Genomic DNA, 16,363 nt, shown 5'->3' with positions numbered 1-16,363 from the left:
ATCCACGTTCTTCCTCTTCCGACTCCTGCCACGTCCCGAAGTGGGTACCTCCATGCCTGAAACCGCCAAGGCTGCTCCGCCGGCAGCAGCTCCCGCCCCCGACTCCAACCGCTGGAAAGCGCTCGTCTTCATCGCGCTCGCCCAGCTGATGGTCGTGCTCGACGCGACCATCGTGAACATCGCACTGCCCTCCGCCCAGCAGGACCTGGGCATATCCGACGGCAACCGGCAGTGGGTCATCACGGCCTACGCCCTCGCCTTCGGCGGCCTGCTGCTGTTCGGCGGCCGTATCTCCGACCTCTGGGGCCGTAAGCGCACCTTCGTGACCGGTCTGCTCGGTTTCGCCGCGGCCTCCGCGCTCGGCGGTGCCGCGCAGGGCGAGGCGATGATGCTCGGCGCCCGCGCCCTGCAGGGTGTGTTCGGCGCGCTGCTGGCGCCCGCCGCGCTGTCCCTGCTCGCGGTGACGTTCACCGAGGCGAAGGAGCGCGCCAAGGCGTTCGGCATCTACGGTGCGATCGCCGGTGGCGGCGGCGCCGTCGGCCTGATCCTCGGCGGCTTCCTCACCGAGTACCTGGACTGGCGCTGGACGTTCTTCGTGAACATCCCGTTCGCCGTGGTCGCGGCCGCCGGTGCGTACTTCGTCGTCCGTGAGCCCGCAGGCTCACGCAACCGTTCGGCGCTCGACATCCCGGGCGTGGTCCTGTCGACGCTCGGCCTGGTCTCCCTGGTGTACGGCTTCACGCGCGCCGAGTCCGACGGCTGGTCGGACTCCGTGACCATCGGCCTGTTCGTCGCGTCCGTCGTGCTGCTGGCCGGGTTCGTCCTGGTCGAGTCCAGGGTCAAGGCGCCGCTGCTGCCCCTGCGCGTGCCGACCGACCGCAACCGCGGCGGTGTCTACCTGTCGCTGGGCCTCGCCGTGATCGCGATGTTCGGCCTGTTCCTCTTCCTCACCTACTACCTGCAGGTCGTGAAGGGCTACTCCCCGGTCAAGACCGGCTTTGCGTTCCTGCCCATGATCGCGGGCATGATCACGGGCTCGACGCAGATCGGCGCCCGGCTGATGACCAGGGTCCCGCCCCGGCTGCTCATGGGCCCGGGCTTCCTGGTCGCCGCGATCGGCATGCTGCTGCTGACGCAGATGGAGATCGGCTCGTCGTACGCGGGTCTGCTGCTGCCGGCGCAGCTGCTGCTGGGTCTCGGCATGGGTACGGCGTTCATGCCCGCGATGTCGCTGGCGACCCTCGGTGTGGAGCCGCGGGACGCCGGTGTCGCCTCCGCGATGGTCAACACCTCGCAGCAGGTGGGCGGCGCGATCGGCACGGCGCTGCTGAACACCATCGCCGCGTCCGCGACCACCGCGTACATCAAGGACCACATCGCCACGGCCGCCTCCAGGCCGCAGCAGCAACTGGTGCAGCTGCAGGGCATGGTGCACGGCTACACGAACGCGATCTGGTTCGCCGTCGGCATCCTGGTCGTGTCCTCCGCGATCGCCCTGACCTTCATCAACACGGGTCGTCCTGGCGCGACTCCGGCCTCTGGACGGGCCGGCAGCGGGGACGCGCAGGGCGAGCAGGACGAGGTGCACGTGCCGGTCGTCGCGCACTGATACGGCGTACGTCCTGATAGGGCGTACGTCCTGATAGGGCGTACGTTCTGACGCGGCGGACGTCCGGGTGAGGCCTGAGGCCCCCGTACCCGTGTGCTCAGCGGAGCCAGGGCAGGTCCGCTGACGCGTCATTCGGCTCGAGTCCCTCGGCGAGGATCTGCATGATCTCGCCGAGGGACTCCTGCTGTTCGGGCGTGAGCCGGCCGAAGAACGCCTGGCGGACCGCCGACACATGGCCGGGTGCCGTCTGCTGCAGCACGTTTTGGCCCGCGTCGGTCAGCACGGCGAACTGGCCGCGCTTGTCCGACGGGCAGTCCTCACGGCGCACCCAGCCGTTCTTCTCCAGTCGCGCGATCGCGTGCGAGAGGCGCGAGCGCGTGATCTTGGCGCTCATCGCCAGCTCCGTCATCCGCAGCCTGCGCCGCGGGGCCCCGGAGAGTCGTGCGAGCAGCCCGTAGTAGACGTGCGGCATGCCCGCGTCGCGCTGGAGCTGTCGGTCGAGATGGTCCTCAAGCAGCATCGTGGCGTGCAGATATGCCTGCCAGACGCGCTGTTCCTCGCTGCTCAGCCAGCGCGCCTCTCGGTTGGGTGCCGTCGTCATGGCACCCACTGTACGCCCCCTCCTTGAATGTTAAACAAAACGGAGGTAGGGTGTGAAAAAGGAAAGCTTGAGGATTCAAATAATCCAGGAGCAGCAGGGAGTACCCGCCATGACCGTCACCGCGCCGGAGCGCATGCCTGCCCTCTATCTCAGCCATGGCGCCCCGCCGCTCGCCGACGACCCCATATGGCCCGGTCAGCTCGCTGCCTGGTCCGCGGACGTGCCGCGCCCCAAGGCGATCCTGATGGTCTCCGCCCACTGGGAGGAGGCCCCGCTCGCGCTCGGTGCCACCGAGGTCGTACCCCTTGTGTACGACTTCTGGGGCTTTCCTGAGCACTACTACCAGGTGCGGTACGCCGCTCCGGGGGCTCCCGAACTCGCCGAGTCCGTACGGAAGTTGCTGCGCGGCCCCGGTGTCCCGGTGCAGGACATCCCGGACCGTGGGCTCGACCACGGCGCATACGTGCCGCTCGTCGAGATGTACCCGGACGCCGACATCCCCGTCCTGCAGATCTCGATGCCGACCCTCGACCCGCAGAAGCTGATGGACATCGGCCGCAAGCTCGCTCCGCTGCGCGACGAGGGCGTGCTGATCGTCGGCAGCGGCTTCTTCACGCACAACCTGGCCGCGCTGCGGCAGAGCGACATCCCCGCCTGGTCGGTGGAGTTCGACGACTGGGGTCACCGCGCGCTGGAGTCGGGCGACGTGGACGCACTCCTGGACTTCACGCACAAGTCCCCGGCCGGGCGGCTCGCCCACCCACGCACCGAACACTTCGCGCCGCTCTTCGTGACCATGGGCGCGGCGGACGCGGCCGGCGAGCTGGGCGGGCAGCGGAGCGTGATCGACGGGTTCTGGATGGGCCTGGCGAAGAGGTCGGTGCAGTTCGGATAGCGGATCGAGCCGCATTCCTCGGAGCTGTAGCCCTTCCGGGTTACAGCTCTTTCTCGTACCAGGCCACGTCCCAGTACCGGCCGAATTTCCGGCCGACCTCGCGGTACGTGCCGACGTGGCGGAAGCCGAAGCGCTCGTGTATGCGGTTCGAGGCCTCGTTCGGCTGCGCGATGCCCGCGTAGGCGCGGTGCAGGTCCTCACCCGCCAGGGCCTCGAAGAGTGCCTTGTAGAGGAGTGTGCCGATGCCGCGCCGGCCCGCGTCCGGTGCCAGGTAGATGCTGACCTCGACGGAAGTGCTATATGCCGGTTTTTTCCGGAAAGGGCTTGATGTGGCGTATCCCAAGATGCGACCGTTGTGCTGCTCCTGGGCAACCATGAGGCGGTAAGGGCCGTCTTCCGGGTGGGAGAGCAGCCAAGCGCGGCGCTCCTCGGGGGTGAAGGCGGCCGTGTCGAAGGTGATGGCGGTCTCGCGGACGTAGTGGTTGTAGATGTCTGTGAGGGCCCTGAGATCACCCTCGGTGCCTGTTCTGACCTGCACCTCTGTGTGCTCTGACGGCATCCGTCCTCCCTTGTGGCGGCACAGGGTACTGCATGATCAGCAAAATTGATGAGCGGCTTGGGAATTCTGTCCGGATTGCAATCGTTGATTCCATCGGATGCTGGGCACCCGGCTGGGGTGCCGACCACTCCAAGGACCCGCTCGAATCCACCATCGCAAGGGAGCACGCATGGCAACCCGTGCCGTCGCCAGTCGTCAGTCCGCCGTGGGCGGGACCGACGCGGCAAGCAGTGTTCGCGCCGGAGGCGGCGAGATCGCCGATCGCGACCTGGTCGGCATGTATCTCGACGAGATCGCGCGGACACCGCTGCTCGACGCCGCAAAGGAGGTCGAGCTGTCCCAGATCATCGAGGCGGGTGTGTATGCCCGGCAGATCCTCGACGACGATGTGGAGCAGGAGAGCGAGGTTGCGAAGAAGGCGACCCGCGAGGAGCTCGAGGCGCTGGTCGAGGCTAGCGACCGGGCCAAGGACGTCTTCATCCGGTCCAACCTCCGTCTGGTCGTCGCGGTCGCCCGCCGCTATCCGCGCAGCGGTCTGCCCCTGCTGGACCTGATCCAGGAGGGCAACGCGGGCCTGGTGCGAGCGGTCGAGAAGTTCGACTACCGCAAGGGCTTCAAGTTCTCCACGTATGCGACCTGGTGGATCCGTCAGGCGATCACCCGCTCGATAGCCGACCAGTCACGCACGATCCGCCTCCCCGTCCACCTCGTGGAGGAGCTGGGCCGGATCCGTCGTGTGCAGCGCGAGTTCGCCCGTGAGCACGGTCGCGAGCCGGAGCCCGCGGAGATCGCCGCCGAGCTGGGCTCGAACGCGGAGCGCGTCGGGGACGTCCTGGACTGGGCGCGCGACCCGGTCTCGCTCAACATGTCGGTCGACGACGAGGGCGAGACGCAGTTCGGCGACCTGCTCGAGGACACCTCGGCGATCACTCCCGAGCAGTCCGTGATGACGCTGCTGCGCAGCGAGGAGCTCGACGGCCTCATCGGGCGCCTCGACCAGCGCACCGCATCGATCATCAAGATGCGGTACGGCATCGAGGACGGCCGCGAGCGCACGCTCACGGAGGTCGGCAAGGAGCACGGACTCACGCGCGAGCGCATCCGCCAGATCGAGAAGCACGCACTGCTGGAGCTGAAGAAGCTTGCGCGGGACACGGGGTTCGACGCAGCCGCGTAACCGCCTGTCCGGTGGCGTGACCTGCCCGCGCGCGGCAGGCCGCCGAACCCCCCTGAAAGCTGAGCCCCGGCGCCTACCCCCCAAGGCGCCGGGGCTCACCCATGCCGTGCCTCCTGCCGTGCCTTCCGCCGTGTCTTCGGTCGTGCCTTCTGTCGTGTCTCCGCGCTGCCTCGGTGGCTTCCTCGCCCGCGTGGGTGCCCGTTTATGTCTGTTGCGTGCCCGAACCTGTTTACTTTCCGGAAATCCAGTCGTACGCTCAAGCGAAACCACAGGTTCGGGCATTGAACGGAGATAAACGGGCCATGTACGCACCGGAGCGTCAGCAGGAGATCCTCCGCCTCGCGCGCGATGGCGGACGGGTGGACGTGCTGTCGCTGGCCGAGGAGTTCCAGGTCACGGCCGAGACGATCCGGCGGGACCTGAAGGCCCTGGACCGCGCCGGTCTCGTACGCCGCGTGCACGGTGGAGCCATCCCGGCCGGGCGGCTCGACTTCGAGCCCGACCTCGCCGAGCGCGAGAGCACGGCCGCCGACGAGAAGGACCGCATCGCGCGGGCCGCGCTCGCCGAACTGCCGAGCGAGGGCAGCGTGATCCTCGACGCCGGTACGACCGTGGCGCGGCTCGCCGCGGCGCTGCCGCTGGAGTCCACGCTGACGGTCGTGACGCACAGCCTGCCCACCGCGGCCCGGCTGGCCGACCACCCCGGCATCCAGCTGCACCTCATCGGCGGCCGGGTCCGGCACCGTACCCGCGCGGCGGTCGACGCCTGGGCACTGCGCGCGTACGGCGAGATCCGCGCCGATGTCCTCTTCCTCGCCGCCAACGGCTTCTCCGCGGAGCACGGGCTGACCACTCCCGACCTCGCCGAGGCCGCCGTGAAGCGGGCGGCCGTCGCCGCCGCGCGCCGCGTCGTCCTGCTCGCCGACTCCGGCAAGCACGGCGAGGAGCACTTCGCGCGCTTCGCGGACCTCGGCGACGTGGACCTGTTGATCACCGACAGCGGGCTGAGCCCCGACGACGCGAGCGCCATCGAGCGCGGTGGCACGGAAGTAGTACGCGCATGATCCTCACCGTCACCCCGAATCCGAGCCTCGACCGCACCTACGAGGTCCCGTCGCTCGACCGCGGCGAGGTCGTCCGGGCCACCGGCGACCGCATGGACCCGGGCGGCAAGGGCGTCAACGTGTCGCGGGCCGTCGCCGCTGCCGGGCAGCGGACCGTCGCCGTGCTGCCGCTCGGCGGGGCACCGGGCCGGTTCGTGGCACAGCTCCTCGACGATCAGGGGATCGAGGTCGCCCCGGTGCCGGTCGCCGGCCAGACGCGCTCCAACATCTCGATCGCCGAACCCGACGGCACGCTCACGAAGATCAACGCCCCCGGGCCCGAGCTCTCCCCGGAGGAGCAGGAGCTGCTCCTCGAGACCGTGCGCCGGCAGTCCGCGGGCGCCGACTGGATCGCGTGCTGCGGCAGCCTGCCGCGCGGGCTCGCGCCCTCGTGGTACGCCGAGCTGGTCGCCCGTGCGCACGCGGCCGGCGCCCGGATCGCGCTGGACACCTCGGGCCCGGCGCTGCTCGCCGCACTCCGCGAGCGGCCGGACGTCGTGAAGCCGAACGCGGAGGAACTCGCCGAGGCCGTCGGCCGCCCGCTCGCGACCGTCGGTGACGCGGTGAAGGCGGCCGAGGAGCTGCGCGAGCTCGGAGCGCGGGCGGTGCTCGCGAGCCTGGGCGCGGACGGCCAGCTGCTCGTCGACGACTCCGGCGCATACTTCGGCAGCGCCCCCGTCGACGTCGTACGCAGCAACGTCGGCGCGGGCGACTCCTCGCTCGCCGGATTCCTGATCGCGGGCGGCCGCGGACCCGAGGCCCTCGCTTCCGCCGTCGCCCACGGTGCCGCCGCGGTCCAGCTGCCCGGCAGCGTGATGCCGACCCCCGCCGACCTGGAACCGGACGCGGTGACCGTCACCCCGGTCATCCCCGAGGACCAGGCCCTGACGGAGGCGGTGTCATGACTGCGGGCCGTGCGGTCCGCCTGGACCTGGCGGTCCGACCGCTCCATGTGGTCCACTCGTCGGCGGCATGCCCGAAATATCACCTACGTCCAGTGGGTCGCCGCTGCCCCCCGGCTCGCCTGAACCCCGCGGGCAGGCCCTCCCCGGAGGCCCGCTCCCCGTCGGCGACCGGCTTCCAGTCGGCGTACCGCCCGTCCCCGATTCCGGCGGTACGCAGGCCACGGAACGCGTCGCGGTCGGCCATGGTGCCGGCCGTCCGCCCGTGGCCGTCCGCGAGGCGCGGGGGCCACCGCTCTCTCCCCATGGCCCCCGTCCCCGCTCCTCTTCCCCTCTCTTCTCCGCTCCCCGTCCCCACCCTCGCCCGCAAGGCGATACGCGCGCAAAGGAGCCCGCGATGAGCGACATGATCACCGCGGACCTGGTCGACCTCGACCTGTCCGCCGACACCAAAGAGGCGGCGGCCCGTGCCCTCGCCGAGCGGATGGCGGCCCGAGGCCGCGTGACCGACCTCGAAGGCTTCCTCGCCGACGTCGCGGCCCGCGAGGCGCAGATGCCGACCGGCCTCGACGGCGGCATCGGCATCCCGCACTGCCGAAGCGAACACGTCACCGAGCCCACGCTGGCCTTCGGACGCAGCGCCCAGGGCATCGACTTCGGCGCCCCCGACGGCCCCGCCGACCTGATCTTCCTGATCGCGGCCCCGGCCGGCGCGGACGACGCTCATCTGACGATCCTGTCGTCGCTGGCCCGCCAGCTCATGGACGCCGACTTCACGTCCGCGCTCCGGGGTGTCGGCGACGCCGCCGCTGCCGCGGCCCTGATCCGCGGGGACGAGGCTCCGGCGGCTGCCGCCGGGACACAGAGCGCCCAGGACTCCGCGCCGGTCGCCTCGGCGGCCTCCGAGGCCGGCGCGGACCGCACGGCCCCGGCACCGGGTGCCCCCGTCGAGGACGGTGCGGCCCCGGGGCCGGGCGCCACGGACGCCGACGCGCCGCGGCCTTTCCGTATCGTCGCGGTCACCTCCTGCCCGACCGGCATCGCGCACACCTACATGGCCGCCGAGTCGCTGGAGAACGCGGGACGCGACGCGGGCGTCGAGGTCGCCGTCGAGACCCAGGGATCGGCCGGATTCACCCGGCTCGACCCGGCCGTCATCGCCGCGGCCGACGGCGTGATCTTCGCGCACGACGTTCCCGTACGCGAGAAGGAACGCTTCGCCGGTAAGCCGACCGTCGACGTGGGCGTCAAGGCCGGCATCAACCGCGCCGCCGACCTCATCACCGAGGTACGCGAGAAGGCCGCCCGGGGCGAGACGACGTCCGCGGGCGCGCCCGCCAGCCCGGTCGAGAGCGCAGGCGAGGCCGGCGACGGCTACGGCACCAAGCTGCGCAAGTGGCTGATGTCGGGCGTCAGCTACATGGTTCCGTTCGTCGCCGCGGGCGGCCTGCTCATAGCCCTCGGCTTCGCGATCGGCGGCTACTCGATCAACAAGGCGCCGTCCGTCGCCGAACACTTCGTCTGGACCGACCACAGCAGCTGGGCCGCCCTGATGTTCCAGATCGGCGGCCTTGCCTTCAGCTTCCTGATCCCGGTCCTCGCCGGCTACATCGCCTACGGCATGGCCGACCGCCCGGGTCTCGTCCCCGGCTTCGTCGGCGGCTCCGTCGCGGTCACGATCAACGCGGGCTTCCTCGGCGGCCTCGCCGCCGGTCTGATCGCGGGCGCGGTCGTGATGAGCATCCAGCGGGTCAGGATCCCCGCACCGCTGCGCGGCATCATGCCGGTGGTCGTGATCCCGCTGATCTCGTCGATCGTCGTCGGCTTCCTGATGTTCCTGGTCATCGGCAAGCCCATCGCCGAGCTGCAGAGCGCGCTGACCGACTGGCTGAAGGGCCTGAGCGGCGCCAACGCCATCATCCTCGGCGTCATCCTCGGCCTGATGATGTGCTTCGACCTCGGCGGCCCGGTGAACAAGGTCGCGTACGCCTTCGCGGTCGGCGGCCTCGCCAACCCGACCGAGGGCTCGCTCAAGGTGATGGCCGCGGTCATGGCGGCCGGCATGGTCCCGCCGCTGGCGATGGCGCTCGCCACCACGGTGCGCGGGAAGCTCTTCACCAAGGCCGAACGTGAGAACGGCAAGGCGGCCTGGATCCTCGGTGCCTCCTTCATCTCGGAGGGCGCGATCCCGTTCGCCGCGGCCGACCCGCTGCGGGTCATCCCCGCCTCGATGGTGGGCGGCGCGGTCACCGGTGCCCTGTCGATGGCCTTCGGGTGCACGCTGCGCGCTCCGCACGGTGGCATCTTCGTGGTCCCGCTGATCGGGCAGCCGCTGCTGTACCTGATCGCCATCGCCGCGGGTGTGTGCGTGTCCACTGCGCTGGTCGTGGTGCTGAAGGGGGCTCGCAAGGTGTCCGGCGCCGCGGCCCCCGCGGCGGCGGCCGGGGCGGCTGCCGCCGAGGCGAAGACGCCGGTGGCGGCGTAACGCCTTGCGGCGGGCTTGATGTGTCGGTGGGGGCACCCTGGAATTCCGTCCGGGGTGCCCCCGCCGCTGTTACGTGCTGTACATGCAAAGCGCGCCGTACGTCGTGGGTTGTGCCCACCCTCCCCCACTCTCGGCTTCGCTCGAGCGGGGGACCCCCATCGCCCTGCGGAACGATTGCCCACAACGGTCAGGAACGACTGCCCACAACGGTCACGGTCAGGAACGACTGCCCACAACGGTCGGGCTAAGGTGCGCCGCCTGAGATCGCTGCCGCCCGTCGGTCCATCGCCTCTCGGGCCGATGCCTCCGTGGAGTAGACCTCGCACATGTGCCGGCCGTCCGGTGTCGCCGTGTGCTCGACCTCCCACAGGCTGATCTCGAGGCCGTCGCGCAGCAGGAACGCATGCTCGTACAGGGCGAAGCCGGCTCCCGACCCGCCGCCCGTCGGGCACGGGCGGCCGAAGGCCTGCGTGATCTGGTGGGCGCACGCCCTGTGCAGCAGGTGCGCGGTGTCGGCACCCGGCCGGTCCGGGTTCTCGGCGCGCCGGAGCAGCCGGCGGGCGTGGTCCGCGGAGTCACCCGGCTCGTACACGTGCAGGGGCAGGTGCGGCACGGGCGGCAGATGCACGGTCACGGGCAGCTCGAAGTCCGGCGCGTCCGGTGGCAGCGGCAGCCGCGCGGTCGCCTCGCGGAGCTCCTCCTCGTCCGCGTAGAGCTCGTACTGCGTGCGGCCGTCCGGACCCGTGTTGTGCACGAGTTCCCAGAGGGTGACCGCCGAGCCGTCCGCGAGCAGCCACGTGTGGCGGTACGTCTCGCGGTGCCGGCCCGCGCTGTGGTGTGCCGAGTACAGCGAAGTGTCGTACGCGAGGGCGCAGTCGAGCCTGCACAGCGTCTCGTCGGGCAGCTCGAAGGAGTTCAGGGCACGCCCGAGCAGACGCTCGAGCTGCTCCTCCGGAGACTCGGGCGGCTCGACTGGTTCGTACGCGGCTGAGTCGTACGGAACGCTCAAGGATTCTCCCGGCATCGCTGCATGTCACCCAGTGGGTGCATACCGTAGCCCCTTGGCCCGACATCATGTCCTGCAAACCGGAAAAACGCACGGCCTGTCCCCGGAGTTCCCGCCCCCCGGTGGTGTCGGCGCGGCTTCCTCAACTCCCGTACAGCTCGCGGTACGACGGGTAGCTGCCGCCCGGCCCGTCCACGGATTCGGCCGACAGGACCGCCCGCACGATGGCACGGGTCACCATGTCCGCACCGGCCGCGAGGATCTCGTTCAGCGCAAGGGGATTTCCGGCCGTGAGCGGGTGGTTGCCGGTCGCCAGGGCGAAGACGGTGTCGCCGTCGTTGAGGAGATGGACCGGGCGCACAGCGCGTGCGATGCCGTCGTGCGCCGTCCCCGCGAGCTTCTGCGCCTGCGCGCGCGTCAGCCCGGCGTCGGTGGCCACGACCGCGAGCGTGGTGTTCAGCGGTGCCGGACCGTTCTTCTGGTTCTTCGCGACGCACTCCGCCAGCCGGAGCCGCGCCGCCTCGTGGACCTCGTCCGAGGGATACGCCAGGCGCCCCTCGAAGAACTGGCCGTACAGCACGCCCGTCAGCGGATCGACTGCCGAGCCCGCGGCATTGGCCACCACCAGCGCGGCGACCGTCACCCCCGAGTCGAGCCGGATGCTCGCCGTGCCGACCCCGCCCTTGATGCCGCCGACCACCGCCCCCGTACCGGCGCCCACACCGCCCTCCTGCACCGGCGCGCCCAGCTCCGTGCGTGCCGCGGCCTCCACAGCGGCGCGGCCCGTCGACGCGTCCGGCCTGGCCCGGAAGTCACCGCCCCGGCCCAGGTCGAAGACGCACGCGGCCGGCACGACCGGCACGACGTGCGAAGGGTCCGCACCGACCCGTACGCCTCGCCGCCGCTCCTCCAGCCAGGCCATCACCCCGGACGCCGAGTCCAGTCCGTATGCGCTGCCTCCGGTGAGGACGACGGCCTCGACGCGCTGCACCAGATTGCGCGGGTCGAGCGCGTCCGTCTCCTTGGTGCCGGGGCCGCCGCCGCGCACATCCACGGCCGCGATCGCCCCGCCCTCCGGCGCGAGCACGACCGTGGTGCCGGTGAGCCAGCCGTCCCCGGCGCGGGTGGCGTGCCCCACGCGCAGTCCGGACACATCACTCAGCGCGTCAACCGTCATGTCTGCGTCTCCTGCCCGTCGTCCGGCCCCATCGGAGACCGTATGCCCATGAGCCCGGGCCATACAGCGAGGGCGAACCCCGGCACCGGCCGAAGGAAGGACCTTCGTCCCGCAGATCGAGGACCAACGCATCGCCCCTCACGGCTGCGCCAGGCGTGCAATGGACAGGACGCGACGAAGGGACTCGGACGTGAGCACGACGACGACTGGCACTCCTGCGGAACAGATGGAGCAGGCACACCGCAGCGGAGCCTGGGACGGCTTCAAGGGCGGTCTGTGGCGTGACGCCATCGACGCCCGCGACTTCGTCCAGCAGAACTACACGCCGTACGAGGGCGACGGCTCCTTCCTGGCCGGGCCCACCGAGCGGACCACGCAGGTGTGGGAGAGGCTCCTGTCGATGTTCCCGGCCGAGAGGGAGCGCGGCATCCACGACGTGGACGTGCACACCCCGTCCCGGATCGACGCCTTCGCGCCCGGCTATGTCGATCCCGACCTCGACCTCGTCGTCGGTCTCCAGACAGACGCCCCGCTCAAGCGCGCGATCATGCCGGCGGGCGGCTGGCGCATGGTCGAGACCGCCCTGAGCGCCTACGGCTATGAGCCGGACCCCGCGGTCAAGGACATCTACACCCATCTGCGCAAGACCCACAACGATGGTGTCTTCGACGCCTACACCCCGGAGATCCGGGCCTGCCGCTCCGCCGGGATCATCACCGGACTGCCGGACGCCTATGGCCGCGGCCGCATCATCGGCGACTACCGCCGGGTCGCCCTCTACGGCGTCGACCGGCTCATCGAGGCCAAGCAGGCCGACAAGGAGCAGCTGAACGCCCAGTGGCCCACCGAGCACGTCATCCGTGACCGCGAGGAGATCGCCGAACAGATCAAGGCGCTGGGCGAGCTCAAGGCGATGGCCCGGTCCTACGGCTACGACATCTCCCGTCCGGCGGCCACCGGCCGCGAGGCCGTCCAGTGGCTGTACTTCGCCTATCTGGCGGCCGTGAAGGAGCAGAACGGCGCGGCCATGTCGATCGGCCGCATCGACACGTTCCTCGACATCTATCTGCAGCGCGACATCGAGCGCGGTCTGCTCACCGAGTCCCGGGCGCAGGAGCTCATCGACGACTTCGTCATCAAGCTGCGCATCGTCCGCTTCCTGCGCACCCCCGAGTACAACGAGCTCTACTCCGGCGACCCCACCTGGGTCACCTGGACCATGGCGGGCATCGGTGAGGACGGCCGCCCGCTCGTCTCCCGCACCACCTTCCGCGCCCTGCAGACGCTCTACAACCTCGGCCCCGCCCCGGAGCCGAACCTCACGGTCCTCTGGTCCCGGCGACTGCCCGAGGCCTTCAAGGAGTTCGCCTCCCAGGTCGCCATCGACACCAGCGCCCTGCAGTTCGAGTCCGACGAGCTGATGCGCCCCAAGTACGGCGACGACACGGCCATCGCCTGCTGCGTCTCCGCCATGGCCATGGGCAAGCAGATGCAGTTCTTCGGCGCGCGCGTCAACGTCGCCAAGGCACTGCTCTACGCGATCAACGGCGGCCGCGACGAAGTGAACGGCAAGACCGTCGTCGAGGGCTTCGAGCCGGTCACCGGTGACTACCTGGACTACGAGGACGTCGCCCGCAGGTACGACGCGATGCTCGACTGGCTGGCCAAGACGTACGTCCACGCGCTCAACGTCATCCACTACATGCACGACAAGCACGCCTACGAGCGCATCGAGATGGCCCTGCACGACCAGGAGATCCTGCGCACCATGGCCTGCGGCATCGCGGGCCTGTCCGTGGCCGCCGACTCGCTCTCGGCCATCAAGCACGCACGCGTGAGGGTCATCCGCGACGAGACGGGCCTGGTCGTCGACTACGAGACCGAGGGCGGCTATCCCGCGTACGGCAACAACGACGACCGCGCCGACTCGCTGGCCCAGCAGATCGTCCACGACTTCATGGAGAAGGTGCGCAAGCACCCCACCTACCGCGACGCGGTGCACACCCAGTCGGTACTGACCATCACCTCGAACGTGGTCTACGGCAAGAAGACCGGCAACACCCCCGACGGGCGCCGCGCCGGCACCCCGTTCGCCCCGGGCGCCAACCCGATGAACGGCCGCGACGCGCACGGCTACATCGCCTCCGCCCTGTCGGTCGCCAAGCTGTCGTACGACGACGCCGAGGACGGCATCTCGCTGACCAACAGCGTCACGCCGGACGCCCTCGGCCGTACCCCTCAGGAGCGGATCGCCAATCTGTCCGGTGTACTGGACGGTTTCATGGCGAGCGGCGGCTTCCACATGAACGTCAACGTGCTCGACAAGGCGACGCTCGAGGACGCCATGGAACACCCCGAGAAGCACCCGCAGTTGACCATCCGTGTCTCCGGCTATGCCGTGAACTTCGTCCGCCTGACGCGTGAGCAGCAGCTCGACGTCATCAACCGCACCTTTCACGGCTCGCTGTAAGCCCACAGTCCCTCGCTGCAAAGCCACGGCCGGCCGTGCACCGGCCGGCCGTGGCCCCGGCTTCGGCAATTCGGGAGTACCACCATGTCTCTGCTGCTCGGTCAGAACCCGGCGCTCGGTCAGAACCCGGCACAGCCCGACACTTCGGCGGCCACCACACCGGCCGCCGCCGCAACCCGTCGGCCTGTCGAGGGTTCCGTCCACTCCTGGGACCTGTCGACGGGAGTCGACGGCCCCGGCACACGCTTCGTGACCTTCCTCTCCGGATGCCCACTGACGTGCCTGTACTGCCAGAACCCCGACACCTGGCGGATCCGCGACGGCAGGCGCACGTCCGCCGACGACATGATCGCCGAAACCGCCAAGTACACCTCGTTCATCGCGGCCGCAGGCGGCGGTGCCACCCTCAGCGGCGGCGAGCCCCTGCTGCAGCCCGTCTTCGCGGGCGAGCTGCTGCACCGCTTCAAGCACGAACTGGGTCTGCACACCGCGCTCGACACCTCCGGGTTCCTCGGCACCCGTGCCACGGACTCCCTGCTGCGCGACGTCGACCTCGTGCTGCTCGACATCAAGTCCTGGGACCGCGAGACGTACAAGAAGGTCACCGGCCGTCCGCTGGAGCCGACGCTCGACTTCGGCCGCCGCCTCGCCCGGCTCGGCAAGGACGTCTGGGTCCGCTTCGTCCTGGTCCCCGGCCTGACCGACGACCCGGCGAACATCGAGGGCGTCGCCGCGTTCGCGGCCTCGCTCGGCAATGTCTCCCGGGTCGATGTGCTGCCCTTCCACAAACTGGGCGAGAGCAAGTGGCGGGAACTCGGCAGGGCCTTCCCCCTGCATGACACCCCGTCCCCGGCCCCGGAGCAGGTGGCCGCGGCCAGGCAGATCTTCGAGGCCCACGGGCTCAGGGCCGTCTGAGGCCTTTCCCGCCCGGACGTACCCTGGATGCATGAGCATTGCCCCCGGCCCCGAACCGCGCGATCCGAAGGACGCGCTGGTCTTCGACGACCCGCTGACGCAGCAGTCCTCCGACGACACCGACCGGGGGTGGGGCGAGGGGCCGGCATCCACCGGCGACAGCGCCGCCGACCTCGCGCGCTTCCTGGACGAGAAGCCGCCCCACCACCTCTGAAGCCGCCGAGCCGCCGCTACCGCTGCCGCGCAGTGTCCTCGGAACCGCGCTGCGCCACCAGCGCGTCCCGGATCTCCCTCAGTAGTTCCAGCTCGGTCACCTCGATCTTCTCCTGGACGCCCTCCCTGGCGGCCTTCCGCTCCGCCATCTTCGCCAGGTACTTCGCCATGGGCAGCACCATCAGGAAGTAGACCACCGCGGCGGTGATCAGGAAGCTGAGCGTCGCACTGAGCACCGAGCCCCACATGATGGGGATGCCCTTCACGACCGTGCCGGTCTTCTCGTTGAACTTGCACGGCGCCTGCAGACACGAGCTGTACTTGTCGAGATCCTTCGTCCCGAACGCGCCGACCACCGGGTTGATGATGCCCTTCACCAGCGAGTTCACGATGTTGGTGAACGCGGTGCCGATGACCACCGCGACCGCCAGGTCGATCACATTGCCGCGCATCAGGAAGGTCTTGAAGCCCTCCCAGACGCTGGGCGTCTTCTTCACGCTCACCGCGAGGCCTTTCTTCATATCTGCAGCTTGTGGAGCAAACAGCTCCGCAACCTACGGCAGAAGAGGCCCGGCTTGTCCACTGAGGTTCTCCCGGTGAGGTCAGCACAATGTCACCGCCAGCCGTGACGTCGCCCCTGCCCCCGCCAGCAGCGCTGCCGTGGTCCGTGGCACGGAGAGCACGATGAGGGCCCCGCTCTCCGCCGTGCTGTCCTGTGCGGCCTCGGGGACCTTCGTCACCCGTGCACCCCGCGCCACCACGCGCGGCATCCCTCCGGCCGTCGCCGCTCCGCCCGTCGCGACGCCGTCCGCCGCGACGACGTCGACGCGGTCGCCCGGGCGCAGCAGCCGCACCGTCGCAGCGTCCGCGATGCGCACGGGCGCCGCCACCAACTCCACGGCCCGCCGCTCCTTCCGGGGCCCGGGTGCCGGGTGGGCCTGCACGGGGTCCGCCTGAGCCCTCTGCATGTCACGCGGGCCCGTCGCCACGAGCGCCGCCGCCGTCACGGCGAGACCCACCGCCACGGCACGCCGTCTGTGCCGTACGAGTCGGCCCAGACGGTGTCGCCCGCCGCGCACCCGTACCGGCGAGAAGTGCGGGACCTCGCACGTCGGCGGAGCGTCCCCGCCCGGCGGACGATGCGGCTGCGCGTGCGTCTGTGTGGCCGGAGCCGGCTGCGGCTGCGTGAAGGACTCCGACGTAGGACGCGAAAGCGTTGCGTGACGAGGAGACGGAGACATGTAGCGCGGA

General features: G+C 70.3%; 15 protein-coding genes. 9 read left to right on the top strand and 6 right to left on the bottom strand.

The window, feature by feature from the left end; translation table 11 throughout:
* Positions 1-52 precede the first annotated feature (52 nt).
* Positions 53-1,609: an MFS transporter gene (locus tag ACWD4J_RS27175; protein WP_451398042.1), complete on the top strand. Its 1,557-nt coding sequence runs from the start codon at positions 53-55 to the stop codon at positions 1,607-1,609.
* 97 nt (positions 1,610-1,706) lie between these two features.
* On the opposite strand, the gene ACWD4J_RS27170 is transcribed toward ACWD4J_RS27175, so the two are convergent.
* Positions 1,707-2,210, bottom strand: coding sequence for a MarR family winged helix-turn-helix transcriptional regulator (locus ACWD4J_RS27170; RefSeq protein ID WP_451398041.1), 504 nt, complete (start codon positions 2,208-2,210; stop codon positions 1,707-1,709).
* A 109-nt stretch (positions 2,211-2,319) separates the two neighbouring features.
* On the opposite strand from ACWD4J_RS27170, the gene ACWD4J_RS27165 reads away from it, so the two are divergent.
* Positions 2,320-3,105 carry a dioxygenase family protein gene (locus ACWD4J_RS27165; protein WP_451398040.1) on the top strand — a complete coding sequence of 262 codons (786 nt, stop codon included), beginning with the start codon at positions 2,320-2,322 and terminating at the stop codon, positions 3,103-3,105.
* A 40-nt stretch (positions 3,106-3,145) separates the two neighbouring features.
* On the opposite strand, the gene ACWD4J_RS27160 is transcribed toward ACWD4J_RS27165, so the two are convergent.
* Entirely contained in the window at positions 3,146-3,664 is a 519-nt protein-coding gene (locus tag ACWD4J_RS27160) for an N-acetyltransferase family protein (protein WP_451398039.1), read from the bottom strand.
* 169 nt (positions 3,665-3,833) lie between these two features.
* Between ACWD4J_RS27160 and ACWD4J_RS27155 the strand changes: the two genes are divergently transcribed.
* The 4 genes from ACWD4J_RS27155 (at position 3,834) to ACWD4J_RS27140 (ending at position 9,331) form a co-directional block, all read left to right on the top strand.
* Positions 3,834-4,841, top strand: a complete 1,008-nt coding sequence (locus ACWD4J_RS27155) for a sigma-70 family RNA polymerase sigma factor (protein ID WP_451398038.1) — start codon at positions 3,834-3,836, stop codon at positions 4,839-4,841.
* A 302-nt stretch (positions 4,842-5,143) separates the two neighbouring features.
* Positions 5,144-5,905, top strand: a complete 762-nt coding sequence (locus ACWD4J_RS27150; RefSeq protein ID WP_451398037.1) for a DeoR/GlpR family DNA-binding transcription regulator — start codon at positions 5,144-5,146, stop codon at positions 5,903-5,905.
* Positions 5,902-6,849: a 1-phosphofructokinase gene (gene pfkB, locus ACWD4J_RS27145; protein WP_451398036.1), complete on the top strand. Its 948-nt coding sequence runs from the start codon at positions 5,902-5,904 to the stop codon at positions 6,847-6,849. Before ACWD4J_RS27150 ends, pfkB begins: the two co-directional genes overlap by 4 nt.
* Positions 6,850-7,243: 394 nt before the next feature.
* A complete protein-coding gene (locus ACWD4J_RS27140; protein WP_451398035.1) occupies positions 7,244-9,331 on the top strand; it encodes a PTS fructose transporter subunit IIABC in 2,088 nt (695 codons plus the stop codon).
* 244 nt (positions 9,332-9,575) lie between these two features.
* Here ACWD4J_RS27140 and ACWD4J_RS27135 read toward each other — a convergent pair whose 3' ends face one another.
* Both ACWD4J_RS27135 and ACWD4J_RS27130 read right to left on the bottom strand, forming a co-directional pair.
* Positions 9,576-10,340 carry a DUF6227 family protein gene (locus ACWD4J_RS27135; RefSeq protein WP_451398034.1) on the bottom strand — a complete coding sequence of 255 codons (765 nt, stop codon included), beginning with the start codon at positions 10,338-10,340 and terminating at the stop codon, positions 9,576-9,578.
* A gap of 139 nt (positions 10,341-10,479) precedes the next feature.
* Positions 10,480-11,514, bottom strand: coding sequence for a P1 family peptidase (locus tag ACWD4J_RS27130; RefSeq protein WP_451398033.1), 1,035 nt, complete (start codon positions 11,512-11,514; stop codon positions 10,480-10,482).
* 226 nt (positions 11,515-11,740) lie between these two features.
* Between ACWD4J_RS27130 and pflB the strand changes: the two genes are divergently transcribed.
* The 3 genes from pflB (at position 11,741) to ACWD4J_RS27115 (ending at position 15,113) form a co-directional block, all read left to right on the top strand.
* Positions 11,741-13,984, top strand: coding sequence for a formate C-acetyltransferase (gene pflB / locus ACWD4J_RS27125; RefSeq protein WP_451398065.1), 2,244 nt, complete (start codon positions 11,741-11,743; stop codon positions 13,982-13,984).
* Positions 13,985-14,068: 84 nt separating this feature from the next.
* The gene (gene pflA, locus ACWD4J_RS27120; RefSeq protein ID WP_451398032.1) at positions 14,069-14,899 is read left to right on the top strand and encodes a pyruvate formate-lyase-activating protein; all 831 of its coding nucleotides are present in this window, start codon (positions 14,069-14,071) and stop codon (positions 14,897-14,899) included.
* A 31-nt stretch (positions 14,900-14,930) separates the two neighbouring features.
* Entirely contained in the window at positions 14,931-15,113 is a 183-nt protein-coding gene (locus tag ACWD4J_RS27115) for a hypothetical protein (protein ID WP_451398031.1), read from the top strand.
* Positions 15,114-15,129: 16 nt separating this feature from the next.
* Here the strand turns inward: ACWD4J_RS27115 and mscL are convergent, their stop codons facing one another.
* On the bottom strand, positions 15,130-15,633 hold the full coding sequence (gene mscL / locus ACWD4J_RS27110) for a large conductance mechanosensitive channel protein MscL (protein ID WP_451398030.1): 504 nt from the start codon (positions 15,631-15,633) through the stop codon (positions 15,130-15,132).
* An 81-nt stretch (positions 15,634-15,714) separates the two neighbouring features.
* The gene (locus ACWD4J_RS27105; RefSeq protein ID WP_451398064.1) at positions 15,715-16,353 is read right to left on the bottom strand and encodes a hypothetical protein; all 639 of its coding nucleotides are present in this window, start codon (positions 16,351-16,353) and stop codon (positions 15,715-15,717) included.
* Positions 16,354-16,363 lie beyond the last annotated feature (10 nt).

This window comes from Streptomyces sp. NPDC002577, from assembly GCF_053594815.1.
Note: the sequence above shows the minus strand (reverse complement) of the source record. Positions and strands in the feature narration are given on the sequence as shown.

What these genes read in the sequence shown, in the direction of transcription:
- ACWD4J_RS27140 (WP_451398035.1), top strand. Translation starts at nt 7,244, where the DNA reads ATGAGCGACATGATCACCGCGGACCTGGTCGACCTCGACCTGTCCGCC.
- ACWD4J_RS27160 (WP_451398039.1), bottom strand. Translation starts at nt 3,664, where the DNA reads ATGCCGTCAGAGCACACAGAGGTGCAGGTCAGAACAGGCACCGAGGGT.
- ACWD4J_RS27150 (WP_451398037.1), top strand. Translation starts at nt 5,144, where the DNA reads ATGTACGCACCGGAGCGTCAGCAGGAGATCCTCCGCCTCGCGCGCGAT.
- ACWD4J_RS27130 (WP_451398033.1), bottom strand. Translation starts at nt 11,514, where the DNA reads ATGACGGTTGACGCGCTGAGTGATGTGTCCGGACTGCGCGTGGGGCAC.
- ACWD4J_RS27115 (WP_451398031.1), top strand. Translation starts at nt 14,931, where the DNA reads ATGAGCATTGCCCCCGGCCCCGAACCGCGCGATCCGAAGGACGCGCTG.
- mscL (WP_451398030.1), bottom strand. Translation starts at nt 15,633, where the DNA reads ATGAAGAAAGGCCTCGCGGTGAGCGTGAAGAAGACGCCCAGCGTCTGG.
- pflA (WP_451398032.1), top strand. Translation starts at nt 14,069, where the DNA reads ATGTCTCTGCTGCTCGGTCAGAACCCGGCGCTCGGTCAGAACCCGGCA.
- ACWD4J_RS27165 (WP_451398040.1), top strand. Translation starts at nt 2,320, where the DNA reads ATGACCGTCACCGCGCCGGAGCGCATGCCTGCCCTCTATCTCAGCCAT.
- pfkB (WP_451398036.1), top strand. Translation starts at nt 5,902, where the DNA reads ATGATCCTCACCGTCACCCCGAATCCGAGCCTCGACCGCACCTACGAG.
- pflB (WP_451398065.1), top strand. Translation starts at nt 11,741, where the DNA reads ATGGAGCAGGCACACCGCAGCGGAGCCTGGGACGGCTTCAAGGGCGGT.
- ACWD4J_RS27155 (WP_451398038.1), top strand. Translation starts at nt 3,834, where the DNA reads ATGGCAACCCGTGCCGTCGCCAGTCGTCAGTCCGCCGTGGGCGGGACC.
- ACWD4J_RS27170 (WP_451398041.1), bottom strand. Translation starts at nt 2,210, where the DNA reads ATGACGACGGCACCCAACCGAGAGGCGCGCTGGCTGAGCAGCGAGGAA.
- ACWD4J_RS27105 (WP_451398064.1), bottom strand. Translation starts at nt 16,353, where the DNA reads ATGTCTCCGTCTCCTCGTCACGCAACGCTTTCGCGTCCTACGTCGGAG.
- ACWD4J_RS27175 (WP_451398042.1), top strand. Translation starts at nt 53, where the DNA reads ATGCCTGAAACCGCCAAGGCTGCTCCGCCGGCAGCAGCTCCCGCCCCC.